Source organism: Streptomyces sp. NPDC031426, from assembly GCF_055581585.1.
This window is the reverse complement of sequence record NZ_JBVIJE010000023.1, coordinates 53185-71578: the sequence shown is the minus strand read 5'-3', so window position 1 is coordinate 71578 and position 18394 is coordinate 53185. Positions and strand designations below refer to the sequence as shown.

General features: G+C 70.5%; 17 protein-coding genes. 2 read left to right on the top strand and 15 right to left on the bottom strand.

Translation table 11 applies throughout. The annotated features are described in order from the left end of the window. Nucleotides 1-162: 162 nt before the first annotated feature. Nucleotides 163-1950, top strand: coding sequence for a glyoxylate carboligase (gene gcl, locus ACZ5NH_RS34185; protein ID WP_468780844.1), 1788 nt, complete (start codon nucleotides 163-165; stop codon nucleotides 1948-1950). 220 nt (nucleotides 1951-2170) lie between these two features. Here the strand turns inward: gcl and ACZ5NH_RS34180 are convergent, their stop codons facing one another. Then, nucleotides 2171-2404, bottom strand: coding sequence for a hypothetical protein (locus ACZ5NH_RS34180; protein ID WP_388624045.1), 234 nt, complete (start codon nucleotides 2402-2404; stop codon nucleotides 2171-2173). Nucleotides 2405-2628: 224 nt separating this feature from the next. Between ACZ5NH_RS34180 and ACZ5NH_RS34175 the strand changes: the two genes are divergently transcribed. Continuing rightward, nucleotides 2629-3189 (top strand): heme-binding protein, encoded by a 561-nt coding sequence (locus tag ACZ5NH_RS34175; RefSeq protein WP_468780842.1) that lies wholly within the window; start codon nucleotides 2629-2631, stop codon nucleotides 3187-3189. Nucleotides 3190-3347: 158 nt separating this feature from the next. Here the strand turns inward: ACZ5NH_RS34175 and ACZ5NH_RS34170 are convergent, their stop codons facing one another. From ACZ5NH_RS34170 to ACZ5NH_RS34105, 14 genes are all read right to left on the bottom strand, one after another. Next, nucleotides 3348-4811 carry a catalase gene (locus ACZ5NH_RS34170; protein ID WP_468780840.1) on the bottom strand — a complete coding sequence of 488 codons (1464 nt, stop codon included), beginning with the start codon at nucleotides 4809-4811 and terminating at the stop codon, nucleotides 3348-3350. A gap of 162 nt (nucleotides 4812-4973) precedes the next feature. Continuing rightward, nucleotides 4974-5867, bottom strand: a complete 894-nt coding sequence (locus tag ACZ5NH_RS34165; protein WP_468780838.1) for a 2-hydroxy-3-oxopropionate reductase — start codon at nucleotides 5865-5867, stop codon at nucleotides 4974-4976. 42 nt (nucleotides 5868-5909) lie between these two features. After that, a complete protein-coding gene (locus tag ACZ5NH_RS34160; protein WP_468780836.1) occupies nucleotides 5910-6749 on the bottom strand; it encodes a TIM barrel protein in 840 nt (279 codons plus the stop codon). Between the two features lie 149 nt (nucleotides 6750-6898). After that, entirely contained in the window at nucleotides 6899-7690 is a 792-nt protein-coding gene (locus ACZ5NH_RS34155) for a hypothetical protein (protein WP_468780834.1), read from the bottom strand. Between the two features lie 34 nt (nucleotides 7691-7724). Continuing rightward, on the bottom strand, nucleotides 7725-8213 hold the full coding sequence (locus ACZ5NH_RS34150) for a hypothetical protein (RefSeq protein WP_468780832.1): 489 nt from the start codon (nucleotides 8211-8213) through the stop codon (nucleotides 7725-7727). Next, entirely contained in the window at nucleotides 8210-9484 is a 1275-nt protein-coding gene (locus ACZ5NH_RS34145; RefSeq protein ID WP_468780830.1) for an MCE family protein, read from the bottom strand. Before ACZ5NH_RS34145 ends, ACZ5NH_RS34150 begins: the two co-directional genes overlap by 4 nt. Beyond that, on the bottom strand, nucleotides 9481-10764 hold the full coding sequence (locus tag ACZ5NH_RS34140; protein ID WP_468780828.1) for an MCE family protein: 1284 nt from the start codon (nucleotides 10762-10764) through the stop codon (nucleotides 9481-9483). Before ACZ5NH_RS34140 ends, ACZ5NH_RS34145 begins: the two co-directional genes overlap by 4 nt. Next, nucleotides 10761-11879, bottom strand: a complete 1119-nt coding sequence (locus ACZ5NH_RS34135; protein WP_468780826.1) for an MCE family protein — start codon at nucleotides 11877-11879, stop codon at nucleotides 10761-10763. The genes ACZ5NH_RS34140 and ACZ5NH_RS34135 overlap by 4 nt, the downstream gene beginning before the upstream one ends. Beyond that, nucleotides 11876-12877, bottom strand: coding sequence for an MCE family protein (locus ACZ5NH_RS34130; protein ID WP_388624946.1), 1002 nt, complete (start codon nucleotides 12875-12877; stop codon nucleotides 11876-11878). The genes ACZ5NH_RS34135 and ACZ5NH_RS34130 overlap by 4 nt, the downstream gene beginning before the upstream one ends. Before the next feature lie 242 nt (nucleotides 12878-13119). Beyond that, nucleotides 13120-14157 (bottom strand): MCE family protein, encoded by a 1038-nt coding sequence (locus tag ACZ5NH_RS34125; RefSeq protein ID WP_388624018.1) that lies wholly within the window; start codon nucleotides 14155-14157, stop codon nucleotides 13120-13122. Beyond that, a complete protein-coding gene (locus tag ACZ5NH_RS34120) occupies nucleotides 14154-15410 on the bottom strand; it encodes an MCE family protein (protein WP_468780824.1) in 1257 nt (418 codons plus the stop codon). Before ACZ5NH_RS34120 ends, ACZ5NH_RS34125 begins: the two co-directional genes overlap by 4 nt. 4 nt (nucleotides 15411-15414) lie before the next feature. Beyond that, nucleotides 15415-16230 (bottom strand): MlaE family ABC transporter permease, encoded by an 816-nt coding sequence (locus tag ACZ5NH_RS34115; RefSeq protein WP_388624013.1) that lies wholly within the window; start codon nucleotides 16228-16230, stop codon nucleotides 15415-15417. A gap of 3 nt (nucleotides 16231-16233) precedes the next feature. After that, on the bottom strand, nucleotides 16234-17004 hold the full coding sequence (locus tag ACZ5NH_RS34110) for an MlaE family ABC transporter permease (RefSeq protein ID WP_023545776.1): 771 nt from the start codon (nucleotides 17002-17004) through the stop codon (nucleotides 16234-16236). Further along, the gene (locus ACZ5NH_RS34105; RefSeq protein WP_388624010.1) at nucleotides 17001-17930 is read right to left on the bottom strand and encodes an ABC transporter ATP-binding protein; all 930 of its coding nucleotides are present in this window, start codon (nucleotides 17928-17930) and stop codon (nucleotides 17001-17003) included. The genes ACZ5NH_RS34110 and ACZ5NH_RS34105 overlap by 4 nt, the downstream gene beginning before the upstream one ends. Nucleotides 17931-18394 lie beyond the last annotated feature (464 nt).

The window sequence follows — 18394 nt, the reverse complement described above, 5'->3', positions numbered from 1 at the left end:
TCTTGACGACACTTGGCGCGCACTTCTACATTGATTCCAGATAGTAGAAGTTAAGTTCCGCGATACGGAAATAAGTTCGCGGAACTTCGACAATCTGGAGACTGTGCTCACCGCGGGGCGCGACGGGAGTACGCATCCGAGAAGCCGAAGCAGGAGTACTCGATGGCTCGTATGACCGCTGCCCGCGCGGCAGTTGAGATCCTCAAGCGCGAGGGCGTCACCGACGCCTTCGGTGTGCCGGGCGCGGCGATCAACCCCTTCTACAAAGCTCTCAAGGAGGGTGGCGGCATCAGCCACACCCTCGCCCGCCATGTCGAGGGTGCCTCGCACATGGCCGAGGGGTACACCCGCACCGCGCCGGGCAACATCGGCGTCTGCATCGGCACTTCCGGTCCCGCCGGCACCGACATGATCACCGGCCTGTACTCGGCCATCGGCGACTCCATCCCGATCCTGTGCATCACGGGCCAGGCGCCCACCCATGTGATCCACAAGGAGGACTTCCAGGCCGTCGACATCGCCTCGATCGCCAAGCCGGTGACGAAGATGGCGGTCACCGTCCTGGAGGCCGCGCAGGTCCCCGGCGTCGTCCAGCAGGCCTTCCACCTGATGCGCTCGGGTCGTCCCGGCCCGGTCCTGATCGACCTGCCGATCGACGTCCAGCTCACCGAGATCGAGTTCGACCCGGAGACGTACGAGCCGCTGCCCGTCTACAAGCCGGCCGCGACCCGCGCCCAGATCGAGAAGGCGATCTCCTTCCTGCTGAGCTCCGAGCGCCCGGTCATCGTGGCCGGCGGCGGCATCATCGGCGCCGACGCCGCCGACCTGCTCGTCGAGTTCGCCGAGCTGACCCGGACCCCGGTCATCCCCACCCTGATGGGCTGGGGCGCGCTGCCCGACGACCACGAGCTGAACGCCGGCATGGTCGGCGTCCAGACCTCGCACCGCTACGGCAACGCCAACTTCCTGGAGTCGGACTTCGTCCTCGGCATCGGCAACCGCTGGGCCAACCGCCACACCGGCTACAAGCTCGACGTCTACCGCGGCGAGCGCAAGTTCGTCCACGTCGACATCGAGCCCACCCAGATCGGCAAGATCTTCCCGCCGGACTACGGTGTCGTCTCCGACGCGAAGGTGGCGCTGGAACTGTTCGTCGAGGTGGCGAAGGAGCTGAAGGCCGAGGGCAGGCTCCCCGACCGCTCCGCCTGGGTCGCCGACACCCAGGAGCGCAAGGCCACGCTGCTGCGCCGTACGCACTTCGACAACGTGCCGATGAAACCGCAGCGTGTGTACGAGGAGATGAACAAGGCCTTCGGCCCGGACACCCGGTACGTCACCACCATCGGCCTCTCCCAGATCGCCGGTGCGCAGATGCTGCACGTCTACAAGCCGCGGCACTGGATCAACTGCGGCCAGGCCGGCCCGCTCGGCTGGACCATCCCGGCCGCGATCGGCGTCGCCAAGGCCGACCCGGACAGCCCGGTGGTGGCCCTCTCCGGCGACTACGACTTCCAGTTCCTGATCGAGGAGCTGGCGGTCGCCGCCCAGCACAGGATCCCGTACGTCCATGTGCTGGTGAACAACGCCTACCTGGGCCTGATCCGTCAGGCGCAGCTCGGCCTGGACATCGACTTCCAGGTCAACCTGGAGTTCGAGAACATCAACACGCCGGAGATCGGCGTCTACGGCGTCGACCATGTGAAGGTCGCCGAGGGCCTGGGCTGCAAGGCGATCCGGGTCACCGAGCCTGACCAGCTGGGCGCGGCCTTCGAGCAGGCGAAGAAGCTGGCCGCGGAGTACCGGGTGCCGGTCGTCGTCGAGGCGATCCTGGAGCGGATCACCAACATCTCGATGAGCCGCACCATGGACATCAGCGACATCTCCGAGTTCGAGGACCTGGCCACCGAGCCGGGCCACGCGCCGACGTCGATCAAGCCGCTGAAGGTCTGATCCCCCGCCACGCACACCAAGGGCGGCCCGTCCAGCAGGACGGGCCGCCCTTACGCGTCCCCCGTGCCTCCCCCGTTGCGGGGCCCGCCGCCCCCGTGCCGGCGGGCCCCGTGCCCGTAACATGCCCGACCGCGGGGGCGGTTGAAGCCTGAGCCGCGGTGTTCAGAGGATGATTTGAGGATGGCGTAGTCCGGCTACGACCGCTGCCGTACACCAGCCGCTACAGCTCGTGCTCCGACAGTCCCGGCCAGTCGTCGGGCCCGCCGCCCTGCCACTCGATGAGATCGCTCTCCTCCACTTCGATCCGGTCCAGATCGGCCAGCCGCAGGATCTCCACGACATCGTCCAGATGCGAGGCGATCCCCAGGGTCACCTCCCCCTCGGTGACCCGCCGGGAGCCGTCCAGTGCCGGGGAGTGGACCACGATGTGCGGGTGGTGCGTCGGATTGCCCATGGGTTCAGCGTCCTGCGCCGGCCGGGTTCTCGCACGTCGGTCGCCGCCCGGCGGTTCGGGGCGCGGGGGCGGGTGCTTTGACGGCCCTGAGGCGCCGCCGCTGGTTTCGGGATCATGTCCGACACCCCACGCTTACCCGGTCCGACGTCGGCCGAGGCGGACCGGCTCGTGCAGGCCGCGCCGGCGGTCGGCGCGGAGCGGGGTTTCCCTCCGCCGGCGGTGGCGTGGTCGATCTGACCGATGAGGTGGTGGTCCTGCGCCGGGCCGACGGCGGGATGCCGATGACCAGCCGCATCGCCGTGGCCAAGGCGCGCACCGCGCTGCTCGCCCTGCGGTCCTCCGGTCTGATCAAGCTGCCCGGAGGGATCGTCGACAGCCTCCAGCACCTCTACGGCGGCGACTTCGTGCCGTGGGCCGGCGGTGTGCTGGTCACCGACGACGATGTGATCCCCGGTGCCGCGGGTGCGTCCGGGGCCCATGCCGTCGAGGACGAGGAGGCCGTACAGACGGCGGTGCGGCGGTGGCAGGAGACCGCTCCGGCTGACGGCCGGGCGTGCGGAGAAGGCGCCCCGCAACGCCGAACGCTCCCTCTGCGCGGGCGGCGAGCCGGCGTGGGGAGCGTTCTCGATGATGACCGTCCGACGGCGCGAGGCTGGGCGCGACAGGTCGTTCGCGCCGCCGGACGGAGCGGGTGGCCCCCGTCGGAGGGGGCTGGGTGGGACCGTGGGGCGTGCGACGGAGCCGGGGACCCTTCCCTCTGGTCGAGAAGAGGACCCGGTCCTTGACCACCGCACTGGCTCGCATGCCGCCACGGTCCGCGCCCTGCCCGCGCCCACCGCCGCACGACCACCCCTCATCCGGGCCGTACTGCGGTCGGCGCGGGCCGCGTGCGGGGATCCTGACTTCCCGTCAGCTCCCGTACGCTGCTCGCTGGTTCCTGATCTCAGTCCTCGCGCAGGGCGCGGACCGCCTCCTCCACGCGCTTGCCGTACTCCGGGTCGGCGGCGTGGAAGTGGGCCAGGTTCTTCTCGATCACGTCGTCGCGGGAGACCTGTGACAGGCCGCCGGCGATGTTCGCGACGAGGCGGGACTTCTCCTCCGCCGACATCAGGCGGTACAGCTCGCCCGCCTGGTAGAAGTCGTCGTCCTTGGTGTGGAGGGGGGCGGAGTGGTTGCCCGTGTGGCCCGACACCGCCAGGGGTGCCGACAGCGGGCGGCCGGTCTCCACCGGGCCGTCGTAGGAGTTCGGCTCGTAGTTCTTGGCGCCGCGGCCCTGCGCGTTGAACGCCATGTAGCCGTCGCGGCCGTAGTTCCGGGCACCGCCCGGGACCGCCTTGGGGGAGTTGACCGGCAGCAGGGTGTGGTTGACCCCCAGGCGGTAGCGGTGCGCGTCCGCGTAGGCGAACAGGCGGCCCTGGAGCATCTTGTCGGGGGAGGGGCCGATGCCGGGCACGAAGTTGTTCGGGGAGAACGCGGCCTGCTCGACCTCGGCGAAGACGTTGTCCGGGTTGCGGTCCAGCACCAGGCGGCCCACCCGCTGCAGCGGGTAGTCCTGGTGCGGCCACACCTTGGTCAGGTCGAACGGGTTGAAGCGGTAGTCCGCCGCCTCGGCCGCCGGCATGAGCTGGACGTACAGGGTCCACGACGGGTGCACGCCGCGCTCGATCGCCTGCAGCAGGTCCGTCTGGTGGGAGTTCGGGTCCTTGCCCGCGAGCTCCGCGGCCTGCTCGCTGCTCAGCGAGCGGATGCCCTGGTTCGTCTTGAAGTGGTACTTGACGAAGAAGGCCTCGCCCTGGGCGTTCGTCCACTGGTAGGTGTGCGAGCCGTAGCCGTTCATGTGCCGGTACGACGCCGGGATGCCGCGGTCGCCCATCAGCCAGGTCACCTGGTGCGTGGCCTCGGGGGCGTGCGCCCAGAAGTCCCAGACGTTGTCGGGCTCCTGACGGCCCGTGAAGGGGTCGCGCTTCTGCGAGTGGATGAAGTCGGGGAACTTGATCGGGTCCTTGATGAAGAACACCGGGGTGTTGTTGCCGACGAGGTCGTAGTTCCCCTCCCCGGTGTAGAACTTCACCGCGAAGCCGCGCGGGTCACGGACGGCGTCCGCGCCGCCGAGGGAGTCGGCCACCGTGGAGAAGCGCACGAACACCTCGGTGCGCTTGCCGATCGTGCTCAGGAAGTCGGCGTGGGTGAAGCCGGTGACGTCGTCCGTCACCTCGAAGTGGCCGTACGCGCCGGAGCCGCGGGCGTGCACCACACGCTCCGGGATCCGCTCGCGGTTGAAGCGTGCGAGCTTCTCCAGGAGGTGCTGGTCCTGTATCAGGAGCGGGCCGCCGACGCCGGCGGAGGCGGAATTCTGGTTGTCGGCGACCGGGGCGCCGGACTCTGTCGTGAGCACGCGCTTCGACATCGGGGACCTTCCGTGCGGGTGTCAGCGGAAACCTGTTTCCGCTTCGTGGAGCCTAAAAGTTGGTGATCCGAGCGTCAACAGTTTGTTGAAGGTCGATTCCGGGCCGCGGCGCCGCCTGGGCGCGACAGGACAGGTGTCAGCGGCGCCGCGGCCCGGAAGTCTCTACAGCTGAGCGCCGGAGAGGCGCTCGACCGCGCGCAGCAGGGCCGAGTGGTCCAGGCCGCCGTCGCCCTGGGCGCGCAGCGAGGCGACCAGCTGGGCGACCACGGCACCGACCGGCAGTGCGGCGCCGACGTTGCGGGCGGCGTCGGTGACGATGCCCATGTCCTTGTGGTGCAGGTCGATCCGGAAGCCCGGCTTGAAGTCGCGGTTCAGGAAGTTGTCCTTCTTCCGCGTCAGCACGGTGGAGCCCGCGAGGCCGCCGTTGAGGACGTCCAGCGCGGCCGCCAGGTCCACGCCCGACTTCTCCAGGAAGACGACGGCCTCGGCGCACGCCTGGATGTTCACGGCGACGATCAGCTGGTTGGCCGCCTTCACGGTCTGGCCCGAGCCGTGCGGGCCGCACAGCACGATGGTCCTGCCGAGTGCCTCGAAGATCGGCTTGGCCTGGTCGAAGTCGGCCTGCTCACCGCCGACCATGATCGACAGTACGGCCTCGACGGCGCCGGCCTCGCCGCCGGACACCGGGGCGTCCAGCACCCGGATGCCCTTGTCCCCGGCGGCCTTCGCGAGGTCCACGGAGGTCTGCGGGGTGATCGAGGACATGTCGATCAGCAGGGCGCCCTGCCGGGCGTTCTCCAGGATGCCGTCCGGGCCGTAGGAGATGGCCTCGACCTGCGGTGAGGCGGGGACCATGGTGATCACCACGTCGGCGTCGCGCACGGCCTCGGCGATCGAGGGGGCGGCGGTGCCGCCGGCGGCGGCCAGGCGGTCCAGCTTGTCCTGCTCCAGGGTGAAGCCGGTGACGTCGTAACCCGCCTTGATCAGGTTCTCGGACATGGGGGAGCCCATGATGCCGAGGCCGATCCACGCGATCTTGGGGAGATTGCTGCTCATGATGGGGGTGCCTCTCTCAACTGCCTTGCGAAGTCAGGGGGTTCAGCGCGCCGCGCGGGCTTCGCGCGGGAGCCAGCCGAAGGCCTCGGCGCTCGGGCGGTCGCCCGGCTTGTACTCCAGGCCGACCCAGCCGTCGTAACCGGCCTTCCTGAGCTGGTCGAGCAGCTCCTCCAGTGGGAGCGAACCCGTCCCGGGGGCGCCGCGGCCGGGGTTGTCGGCGATCTGGACGTGGCCGGTCTTCGCCGCGCGCTGCTCGATGACCGACGGCAGGGCCTCGCCGTTCATGGACAGGTGGTACAGGTCCATCAGGAACCTGGCGTTCCCGAGGCCCGTCGCCTCGTTGACCTTGTCCACGACCTCGATGGCGGCGGGCGCGCTCACCAGCGGGTACAGCGGGGACTCCGGCCGGTTCAGCGTCTCGATCAGCAGGATGGCGCCGATCCGGTCGGCCGCCCGGGCCGCGAGGGCGAGGTTCTCCAGGGCGAGCGCGTCCTGCTCCGCCGGGTCCACGCCCTCGACGCGGTTGCCGTACAGGGCGTTGAGCGCCGTGCAGCCGAGGGAGCCGGCGAAGTCGGCGGCCACGTCGATGTTGGCGCGGAACCTCTCCGACTCCTCGCCCGGGATCGACAGGGCGCCGCGGTCCGGGCCCGGCAGCTGTCCGGCGTAGAAGTTCAGCCCCGTGAGCCGGACGCCCGCGTCCTCGATCGCCTTCTTCAGGGCGTCGAGCTCGGACTGCTCGGGAGTGGGGGAGTCGACCCAGGGCCACCACAGCTCGACCGCCGTGAAGCCCGCCGCGGCGGCGGCCGCGGGGCGCTCCAGGAGCGGGAGTTCCGTGAAGAGGATCGACAGGTTGACGTTGAAGCGCTGGTCTGCGAATCCCACGGGGACGGCGCTCCCTTCCCTGTAATTCCGTATTGCGGAAGTTGCTTTCTGCTGTATGGAAAGATTGCCTGCGGGGGTGGAGGACTGTCAAGAGAGCCCACGAAAAAGTGCCCCCGCGCGATCGCGCAGGGGCACATGGGAAGGCCTGGTCAGAGGGCGTCGACGCCGCTCACCTTCCAGCCGTCGGAGGTGCGGGTGAGCGTCATCCGCACCCGGTTCAGGTCCAGCCGGGGCTCCGGGACCTGGGTGCTCTCGGTGACCTGGTTGACGAAGAGCAGGACGACGGCCCGGTCCGATGTCGCCGACACGACGGAGGCCGCGGGGGCGCCGCCGTCGGCGGGCGTGGCCACGGTCGCCTTCACCACTCCGTGGTACTTCGTCGCGGTCGGCGCGACCACCGTCTTCGTGGTCCTTCCGTACTCGTCGCGGAAGTGCCCGGTCAGCAGGGCACGGGCCCGGGCGAAGTCGCGGTCCAGATGCCGGTAGTCGTACGACAGCACGGCCGGCGCCGCCTTCTGCGCGGCCGCGAGGGCCTCGCCGCGGGCCTGCTCCGCCTGCCGCCCCTCCCGGTACCGCCAGCCGAGTACGGCGGCCACGACCAGGGCCGCCACGAGGACGACGCCCAGTACCGCGATGAGCACGTGCCGTCCGGCCCTGCGCGGGGACGCGCTCTCCTGCGACCCACTCTCCTGCGGCTCGTTCTCGGACGGCTCGAGTGCGTCGGACGACTCGGGTGCGTCGGACGGCTCGGGCTCCGGCGGGTCCTCCCAGCCGTCCGCCGGGGGATCGATGAGCAGCGTGCGCCCGGGGGAGACCTCCTCCTCCTCCCGGCGGGGAGCGCGCTCCGGCCGCCCGGCGCGCTTGGCCGCCGCGCGGGCGGCCGCGGTCAGCGTACGGCGGGCCGGGGAGCCGCTGCCGCGGGTTCGGGTCGGGTTCGCCATGGTCTCTCTCCTCACTGATGGCCTCACCGGCGGGTCAGCCCACGAACGTGACGTCGGAGGTCAGCCAGCGGTCGCCGACCCGCACGAGGTCGAGCTGGAGCCGGTAGGTGCGCGCCTGGCCCTCGGGCGCGGCGGTATTGGTCACCTTGCTGTCGGCCACGACCAGCACCCGAGCCGAGCGCGCGTCGGACCGCACGATGCCCGCATCCAGCACCTGCCCCTCGGACACCGACTTGTTCTGCGCGACCAGCTTCGTCAACTGGGCTGTCTGCGCAGCGAACTGCTTCTTGAAGTCGCCGGTGGCACCCTCCAGCACAGTGCGGCTGTCCTGGTCGTAGTGCCGGTAGTCGAGCGAGGTGAAGTTCAGCGCCGACTGGCGGGCCGCCGCCAGGACCTCCTGGCGGCGCTGCTCCGTCCCGCGCTGGTCGGCCAGCTTCAGGCCCAGCCAGACGCAGAGCACGGTCGTCAGCACGGTCGCGGCGACAAGGCCGGCCGACAGCAGCCGCATGCGTCCCCCTGTCATGCCATCGGTCCCACGAGCAGCCATTGCCACGACTCCTTTCCGAACACGCTCTGTTCGCCGCCCGCCGAGCCGATCTCGACGGGCGTTCCGTCCGGGCCGGTCAGGGTGCCGGTCTCCGGGTCGTACGGGGCCACGAACGCGGCCTGGTTCGCGCCGTCCGCGCCGGTCCTCGCGCCGGGGGCGTTCTGTGCACCGCGTACCGACGTCTTGCTGCCCCGCGGCGCCGTGCAACGGGCGTCGGTGTTCGCCGGGCGCGGGCCGGTGTCGGCCGGGTCGCGGCGCTGGGTGCCGTACCCCTGGGTGCAGGCGGGCGGGTCGTCGGCGTTCACGGTCAGCCCGAAGTGGGTGGTGCCGTCGCCCGGGATCACCGTGTAGCTGCCCGCCACGGTGAGCGGGAGCGTGACCAGGGCCTGCTCGACGCCGGGCAGCCGGGCCACGGTGATCTGGCCGCCGCTGATGAGGTTGGCCAGCAGGACCGGCACGTGCGGCCGGGTGGACTTCAGCAGGGAGTCCAGCTCCTGCGTGGCGGGCACCGTGTTGCCGATCAGCCGGCGCAGATCGCCGTCGCTCGACTTCAGCTGCGCGGTGAGCGTAGCCAGATCACGGGAGAACGACTTGATGGCCGAGCCCTGGTCGGCCTGGGTCTTCAGCACCTTCCGCGAGTCCTCGATCAGCGAGACGGTCTGCGGGAGCGATGCGGACGCCGACTCCACCAGGGAGTTGCCGGAGTCGACCAGACGGCTCAGGTTCGGCCCGGTGCCGGCGAACGCCTTGCCCAACTCGTCGACGGTGACCCGCAGATCGTCCTTGCCGACCGAGTTGACCAGCCGGTCGAGGCTGAGGACCAGGTCGGTGACCGGCAGCGGGGTCCGGGTGCGGCTGCGTGGGATCGGGCTGCCGTCGATGAGGTACGGCCCGCCCGACCCGCGCGGCTGGAGGTCGACGTACTGCTCGCCCACCGCCGAACGGTCGGCGATCACCGCGAGTGTGTCGGCCGGGATCCTCGGGGCACCGTCCTCGATCTTCAGCGCCACCGAGACCCCGGACCCGTTCAGCCGCAGATCGCCCACCCGGCCCACCGGCACCCCGCGGTAGGTGACCTCCGCGCCGGGGAACACACCCCCGGACTCGGCGAAGTCGGCGCGCACGGTGTATCCACGGTGCAGCACGTCGTCCACCAGGCCCGTGTACCGGGCGCCGACGTACGACACCCCGAGGGCGGTGACGGTCGCGAAGGCGAGCAACTGGGCCCTGACCGTACGTGTGATCACGGCAGTATCCCCTTCAGCATCAGCTCGGCCAGGCCGAGGTCGATCCCGGGTGGGAGGCGACGGGAGCCGTCCCCCGTGCCGTAGGCCGCGGTGCACACCGGCGGACACAGCAGGGTGCTGCCGTCGGAGGGCTTCGAGGGCACGGCGGGTGCGGAGGGCACCGACGGGGCGGACGGGAGGGGCGGGGTGGCCGGCAGGGACGGCAGGGGGACCGGCGTGGGGACACCCGGAAGACGCGGGGTCCCGGGCGCCGGGGTGCTCCTGCCCTTGCCGGGCTTGCCGTTCAGGTTGCCGTAGATGCCCGCCAGGTCGAGGTCGGCGGTGATCCTCAGGTTGACGTAGTCGCCCTTGACCGCGTCCGTGGCATTGCGCGGGAACGGATATGTGGTCAGCAGTTCGAGGGAGTTGGGCAGGTCGTCGCCCGCCTTGTTCAGCTCCTGCAGGACGGGTTGCAGACTTCTCAGGTCGGCGACGGTGTCGGCGTGGGAGGCGTTCACCACCTTGGTGCCGGTCGTGCCGAGCCGGGACAGTGCGCTGAGCATCTTCGTCAGGTCGCGGCGCTGGTCGGCGAGGGCCTTCAGGGCCGGCGGCATGGTGTCGACGGCGAGGGCGATCGTCTTCTTCTCCTTCTTCAGCCGCTCGGCGAGCCGGTCGACGCCCTTGAGCGCGCGCACGATCTCGCCCCGCTGGTCGTCGAGGCCGCCGAGGAAGGTGTCGAGCTGCTTCAGCAGCGACCTGACCCGGTCCTCACGGCCGTTCAGGGCCTTGTTCAGCTCCACGGTGATCGTCTTCAGCTGGGCCACCCCGCCGCCGTTGAGCAGCGCGGACAGGGCGGACAGCACCTCCTCGACCTCCGCGTTGCGGCCGCTGCGGGAGAGCGGGATGCGGTCGCCGTCGCGGAGCCGCCCGACGGGTGGCGTGCCGGCCGGTGCGGACAGGGCCACGTACTTCTCGCCGAGCATGCTGGTCTGCCGCAGGTCGGCGACCGCGTTGCCGGGCAGCTTCACCGAGTCGGCGATCCGCAGCCGCACCCGCGCGTGCCAGCCGTCCAGCTGCACCTTCTCGACCGTGCCCACGGTGACGTTGTTCACCTTCACCGCCGACTGCGGCACCAGGTCCAGGACGTCCCGGAAGTCGACGGTGACATGGTAGGCGCGGCCGTCCGAGGCGGCGCCGCCGGGGAGCGGGACGTCGTACCAGCCGTTGAACTCGCAGCCGGTCAGCAGCAGTGAGCCGACCGCCGTCCAGGCGGCCACCCGCCCCAAGCGCCGCGCGCTCATACCCGGGCCCCCAGGATTCCGCCGAGGGTCTTGTCGACCGTGCCCGTCCCCGCAGGGGCCGACGGCACCTCGGGCAGGGAGTGGAAGAGCTTCTTCAGGTCGGTGCAGTCGGGGTTCTTGCCGCCCTCGTCCCCGGTCGTCCTCAGGATCGAGCAGAGCAGGGACGCGGGGTCCTGCGGGGCTTGCGCGTTGTTGCGGGTGTCGAGGGTGCCGGCTGCGGGGTTGTAGGCGTTCTGCAGGTTCGACAGGCCGGTGGGCGCGACGGTCAACAGCTCCTCCAGTGCGGCCCGTTGGGTGACGAGCACCTTGGTGACCCTGGCCAGGCCCCGTACGTCCGAGGCCAGCGCCTTCTTGTTGCCCTTCACGAAGCCGGAGACGTCGCCGAGGGCCGCGGCCAGGTACTTCAGCGCGGCCGCGAGATCCTTGCGCTCCCCGGCCAGCTGCCCGGCCACGTCGGCGAGGTCGGTGTCGAAGGACCGCACGCTGGTGTCGTCCGCCGCCAGTGCGGCCGTGAACACCTGCAGGTTCCGCACGGTCCCGAACAGGTCGCCGCGCCCGTCGGACAGCGTGGTGACCGCCTCGGAGAGGTCCCCGACCGTCTGGTTCAGGTTCTCGCCCTGCCCCCGGAGGTTGTCGGCGCTCACCCCCAGCAGCCGGGACAGCGAGCCCTTCTTGTTGGCGCCGACCGGCCCGAGTGCCTCCGCCGTGGTGTGCAGGCTGTCGAAGATCCGGTCCAGCTCGACGGGGACGGCCGTACGGGACTCGGGGATGACGTCGCCGTCCCGCATGACCGGGCCCGTCCGGTACACCGGCAGCAGCTGCACGTAACGGTCGCTGACCACCGAGGAGTTGACGATGGCGGCCTGGGCGTTCGCGGGGACCCTGCGGCCCCGGTCGTACTCCAGCTCCACCCGCACCCGGCCGCCCTCCGGCGTGATCTTCCTGACCTCGCCGATGCGGACACCGAGCACCCGGACGTCGGAGCCGGGGTAGATGCCGACGGTGCGCGGGAAGTACGCCGTGACCCGGACGGGGTCGGGGCCGGGCCACAGGAGCACGGCGAGGCCCGCGACGACCGCGAGCGCGGTGAACAGGGCCAGGAGTCTGCGGGTCATCGGGTGCCTCCCGTCCGGGGCGTGACCGGGGCGGCGACCAGGTTCTGGACGTAGGAGTCGAACCAGCGGCCGTTGCCGAGGGTGTTGGTGAACAGCCGCACGTACGGCGCGAGGAGCTGGACGCTGCGGTCGAGGCTCGCCTGGTTGCGTTCGAGCATCTTCACGAAGGTGTCGAGGTTCTTCAGTGCGGGCCCGATGTCCTTGCTGTTGTCGTCGACCAGGCCCGACAGCTCGATGCCCAGCAGGGCGGAGCTCTTGAGCAGGTCGTGGATCGCCGTACGGCGCCGGCCGATCTCCTTGAAGAGCGCGTCGCCGTCCTTCACCAGCGCCGAGAAGTCCTTGGTGTGGCCGGCCAGCACCTTGGTGACCCCGTTCGCGTGGTCGAGGAGCCCGCGCAGCGCCTTGTCACGGGAGGCCACGGTCCGAGAGATCCGCGACAGTCCCTTGATGGACGCCCGCACCTCCGCGGGCGAGTCCTGGAAGGTGACGGAGATCGTGTCCAGCGCCTTCGCGAGCCGGTCCGTGTCGACCTCCTCGGTGGTGGTCGTGAGGTCGCTGAAGGCCTGGACGACGTCGTACGCCGACACCGTCCGCCCGATCGGGATCTCACTGCCCGGCTTCAACTGCCCGGGTCCCCTGGGGGAGAGGGCCAGATACTTCGCTCCGAGGATCGTCTTGACCCGGATCGACGCGCCCGTGTCGGTGCCGAACGCCGGGTGACCCTTCACCTTGAAGGTGACCTTGACATGGTCGCCGTCCAGGCCGACGTCCTCGACCTTGCCGACCTTGACCCCGGCGATCCGCACCTCGTCGCCCGGCTTGAGCCCGCCGGCCTCCGAGAAGGCGGCGCTGTAGGTGTCGCCGCCGCCGATCAGCGGCAGGCTGTCGGCGTTGAAGGCGGCGACCGTGAGCAGCGCGAGGACGGTGAGACCGACGGCGCCGACGACGACCGGGTTACGCTCCCGGAACGGCTTCAGCCGAGGGCGCCCCAGCCGGATCCTGGGCAGCTTCGGTGGCAGGACGCGCACCTTCACCAGGGGCTGGGGACCGGTCTTGCGCTTCGGCAGCCGCGGCAGGAGCCTCGGCAACCGGGGCGGCAGGACGCGCACTTTCACCAAGGGCTCGGGGCGCGCCTCGCGCCTCGGCAGCCGGGGCAGGAGCCTCGGCAGTCTCGGTGGCAGGACCCGTACCTTCACCAGCGGTTCGGGGCGGCGGACCCTGCGCCGCGGGACGCGCATGCTCATCCGCCGCACCTCGCCCGTGCCACGTGCAGGTCCGGGGTGATCACCTGCTTCGTCTTCGGCAGCACGATCCGGCCGTCGAAGTCGCAGAGGTAGAAGTTGAACCACGAGCCGTAGGACGCCGTCCCGGTCAGCTTGTTGAGCTTGTTCGGCAGCCGTTTCAGGACACCCTCCACGGTGGTCTCGTTCTTGTTCAGCGTTCCGGTGAGATCGCCGAGCCCGGCGATGTCGTCCTTCAGCGGCGGACGTGCGTCCTTCAGCAGCCCCGCCGTGGCGTCCGTGAGATCGCCGATGCTCACCAGGGACTCCCCGATGGGCTTGCGGTCGGCGGACAGCCCCGAGACCACCCGGCGCAACTGCGTGAGCAGATCGGAGAAGCGGGAGCCGCGCTTGTCGAGCGTCTTCAGGACGGTGTTGAGGTTGTCGATCACCGAGCCGATCAGCTGGTCGCGGTCGGCGAGGGTCGTGGTGAGCGAGGCCGTGTGCGCGAGCAGGCTGTTCACCGTGCCGCCCTCGCCCTGGAGGGTCTGGACGATCTCGGTGGCGAGCTGGTTGACGTCGCTCGGGCTGAGCGCCGCGAACAGCGGCTTGAAGCCGTTCAGCAGGGCGTTGAGGTCCAGCGCCGGCTGGGTCCGGGACAGCGGGATGGTGCCGCCGGGCCGCAGCCGCCCGCTGCCGCCGGTGCCCTCGGTCAGCGCGATGTACCGCTGCCCGACCAGGTTGCGGTAGCGGACCACCGCGTGGGTGCCGGCGAACAGCGGCCGGTCGGCGGTGACGGTGAACGTGACCTCGGCCAGGGTCCGGTCCTTGATCCGGATGCCCTCGACCTGGCCGACCCGCACTCCGGCCACCCGGATGTCGTCGCCCGTCTCCAGCCCGGTGACGTCGGAGAACACCGCGTGATAGGTGTCCTTCGGGGTGAAGGAGATGTTGACGATGGTGGCGGCGAGCAGCGCCGTCGCCGCGATGGTGACCAGCGCGAACAGGCTGAACTTGATCAGTGGACCGGCGGTCTGCCGGGCTCCTGCCCTGCTCATGCGATGCTCACCGCCGTTCCGCGTGCGAGCGGCCCGAACAGCAGGGTCGCGACGGGCGGCACCTGGTCCGCGGGGACGCCCATGACGGGGGCCACGAGCGAGCCGACGGCCCGCTGCTCGGCCGCGGTGGCGGACACGTCGACACCTCCGGGGAGTGGTCCGCCCGAACTCCGGGCGGACGTACCGTCGTTCAGATGAGGCTTGGGCCCGGGCACCGGCGGATCCGGCAGCCCACGGCAGTTCGGGCCGGACCGCTCGCCGTACACCGGCTCCTCACCGGGCCGGTACGCGCCCTGCGGCCGGACGACCTCCAGGGTGATCCGCATCTCCCCGCCCCGGAACGCGTCCTCCGACGCCTGCTCCTGCCGGACCAGGCCCTTCAGCAGGCACGGGTACTCGGGGGAGTAGCGGGCGAACAGTTGCAGCGTGGGGCGGGAGACCCGGCCCAGAGCGATCAGCCGGTCGCCGTTCTGGGACAGGAAGTCGTCCGCCGTGCCCGCCACCGCAGCGGTCGAGCGGAGGCCCGCGGCCAGCTGGTCCTTCTTCTCGACGATCGTCCGGCTGGTGGTGACCGTGTTGCGCAGGATCCGCATCAGGTCGGGTGCGGCATCGCCGTAGACCTCGGCGACGTCGGCGAAGCGCGAGATGTCCTCCTTGAGCGACGGCAGGTGCGGGTTGAGGCGGCGCAGATAGCCCTCGACCCGGGTGAGGTTGTCGCCGATCCGGTCGCCGCGGCCTTCCAGCGCGGTGGCGAACGCCGAGAGCGTGGCATTGAGCTCACCGGGCCGGACGGTCCGCAGCAGCGGCAGCAGGTCGTTCATCAGCTGCTGCACCTCGATGCCGACCTTCGTGCGGTCCTGGGTGATCACGTCCCCGGCGCGGATGGACCGGGCAGGCGACTGCGCGGAACGGCCGGGCGCCACGAGGTCGACGTACTTCTCGCCGAACAGGGTCTTCGGCAGCAGCCGCGCATGCACGTCCGAGGGGATGTACGGGACGTACTGCGGTTTGAGCGCGATGTCGAGGGTCGCCTTCGTGCCGTCGGCGTGCACCTCGCGCACCTCGCCGACCAGCACCCCGCGCAGCTTCACGTCGGCGCGCGGATCGAGCTGGTTGCCGAGAGTGTCCGCCTCCAGGGTGATCGGTACGACGGGCGTGAACGCCTGCTGGTAGACGGCCACCGCGAGCGAGAGCAGCGACGCGAGGACGGCGATGAACGCGATGCCGTACAGCCTGAGCCTCAGATGTTTCACCGGTTCACCCCGCGATCCGTACGGTCGTGCTGGCCCCCCAGATCGCGAGGCTCAGGAAGAAGTCCAGGACGTTGATGGCGACGATGGACGTCCGCACCGCCCGGCCCACCGCGACCCCGACGCCCGCCGGGCCGCCGCTCGCGTGGTAGCCGTAGTAGCAGTGCACCAGGATGATCAGCACCGCGAAGACGATCACCTTGCCGAAGGACCAGAGCACGTCCACCGGCGGCAGGTACTGCTGGAAGTAGTGGTCGTAGGTACCCGTCGACTGCCCGTAGTAGCCGGTGGTGATGGTTCGCGCGGCGAAGTAGGACGACAGCAGCCCGATCACGTACAGCGGGATCACCGCGACGAAGCCGGCGATCATCCGGGTCGTCACCAGGAACGGCAGCGACGGCACGCCCATCACCTCCAGCGCGTCGGTCTCCTCGCTGATCCGCATCGCGCCGAGCTGTGCGGTGAACCCGGCGCCGACCGTCGCGGACAGGGCGAGTCCGGCCACCAGCGGGGCGATCTCCCGGGTGTTGAAGTACGCCGACAGGAACGCCACGAAGTTGGAGGTGCCGAGCTGGTTCAGGGCTGCGTAGCCCTGGAGGCCGACCTCGGTGCCGGTGAAGAAGGACAGGAAGGCGATCACGCCGACCGTGCCGCCGACGACGGCGAGTGCACCGCGTCCGAAGCTGACCTCGGCGAGCAGCCGCAGGATCTCCTTCTTGTAGCGGCGCAGGGTGCGGCCGGTCCACGCGAGCGAGCGGCCGTAGAAGGAGAGTTGGGTGCCCAGCTCTTCGAGTGAGCGCAAGGGGCGGTCGAGAAGTCTCATTGGCTAACCCCTCTGCGGGACGACCTGGAAGTACACGGCGGTCATCACGAAGTTGGTCACGAACAGCAACATGAAGGTGATGACCACGGACTGGTTGACGGCGTCGCCGACGCCCTTCGGGCCGCCCTTCGCCGTCAGCCCCTTGTACGAGGCGACGATCGCCGCGATGGCCCCGAACACCAGCGCCTTGATCTCGGCCGCCCACAGGTCGGACAGCTGGGCGAGGGTGGTGAAGGACGCCAGGTAGGCGCCGGGGGTGCCGTGCTGGAGGATGACGTTGAAGAAATAGCCGCCCGCGACGCCGACCACCGAGACGAGGCCGTTGAGGAGCACGGCCACGACCATGGACGCCAGCACACGCGGAACGACGAGCCGGTGGATCGGGTCGATGCCGAGCACCTGCATCGCGTCGATCTCGTCCCGGATCTTCCGCGCCCCGAGATCCGCGCAGATCGCCGTACCGCCCGCGCCCGCGATCAGCAGCGCGGTGACGATCGGCGAGGCCTCGCGCAGCACGGCGAGCACGGACGCGGCGCCCGAGAAAGACTGGGCGCCGAGCTGCCGGGTCAGGCTGCCGATCTGCAGCGCGATGACCGCCCCGAACGGGATCGAGACCAGCGCCGTCGGCAGGATCGTCACGCTCGCCACGAACCACGCCTGCTGGATGAACTCCCGTGCCTGGAAGGGCCGTCGGGGCAGCGTGCGGACGACGTCCAGCGCCATCGCGAACAGGTTGCCGGAGTGCCTGAGGGCACCGGTCGGGGAGAGGCTCATCCGCCCGTCACCCCCGTCCCGTGCAGCTCGGCCTCCCGGCGCGCGATCGCCTCCCACCGGGGCGGGCGGGCGATGCCGGGGCTCGGCAGCAGGCGGGGGGTCAGGCCCTCGGCCGACCCGGGCTCGTCCATCTGGGCCAGTTCCTGCTCGACCTGGGCCGCGTCCTTCTCCTCCGCCATGCCGATCGGCCCCTGCATCCGGCCGTTCAGGAACTGCCGTACGACCGGCTCGTCGCTGGTCAGCAGTTGCTCGCGGGGCCCGAACATGACCAGTTCACGCCGGAAGAGCAGCCCGATGTTGTCGGGGACCTGCCGGGCGGAGGCGATGTCGTGGGTGACGATCAGGAAGGTCGCGTCCGTCTGTGCGTTGAGGTCGACGATGAGCTGGTTGAGATAGGCCACACGCACCGGATCCAGACCCGAGTCCGGCTCGTCGAACAGGATGATCTCCGGGTCGAGGACCAGGGCGCGGGCGAGCCCGGCCCGCTTGCGCATACCGCCGGAGATCTCGCCGGGCAGCTTCTTCTCGGCGCCGATCAGCCCGACCATCTCCATCTTCCCGAGCACGATCCGCCTGATCTCGCTCTCGGACTTGCGGGTGTGCTCGCGCAGCGGAAAGGCGATGTTGTCGTACAGGTCCATGGAGCCGAACAGCGCGCCGTCCTGGAACAGCACGCCGAACAACTTCCGCACCTCGTACAGGTCGCGTTCGCGCAGCCGGGTGACGTCCCGGCCCGCGACCCGCACCGAGCCGTGCTCAGGCTTCAGCAGCCCGACGAGCGTCTTGAGGAACACCGACTTGCCCGTCCCGGACGGCCCGAGCATCACCGAGACCTCCCCAGCGGGCAGCGTCAGCGAGACGTCCTCCCAGATGACCTGGTGACCGAAGGACTTGCTCAGCCCTTCCACACAGATCTCGACACCCATCCGGTTCCACCCTTCGCCCGGGAAGCAGCTGCGACACCTGCTCTACGGGGAGGGGCGGGGCGTCCGTCGCGGCGTACCCCGAATTTTTTCCGGGGTGTGTACGGGGCGCTACGGCAGCTGCGGCGACCGCGTGCCCGAGGGTGTCGGGGCGGAGGTGGGGAGTGGAGCGGTTGGCGGGGCCGGGGGTTGGGGGAGGCGGCGGCGTGGCGGCGGCGGGCTTCGTCGCTTTTCTGGGGATGTGTCTGGGTGCTAGGGCAGCTGCGGCGAGGGCGTGCCTGAGGGTGTCGGGGCGGAGGTGGGGAGTGGAGCGGTTGGCGGGGCCGGGGGTTGGGGGAGGCGGCGGCGTGGCGGCGGCGGGCTTCGCCGTCTTTCTGGGGATGTGTCTGGGTGCTAGGGCAGCTGCGGCGAGGGCGTGCCTGAGGGTGTCGGGGCGGAGGTGGGGAGTGGAGCGGTTGGCGGGGCCG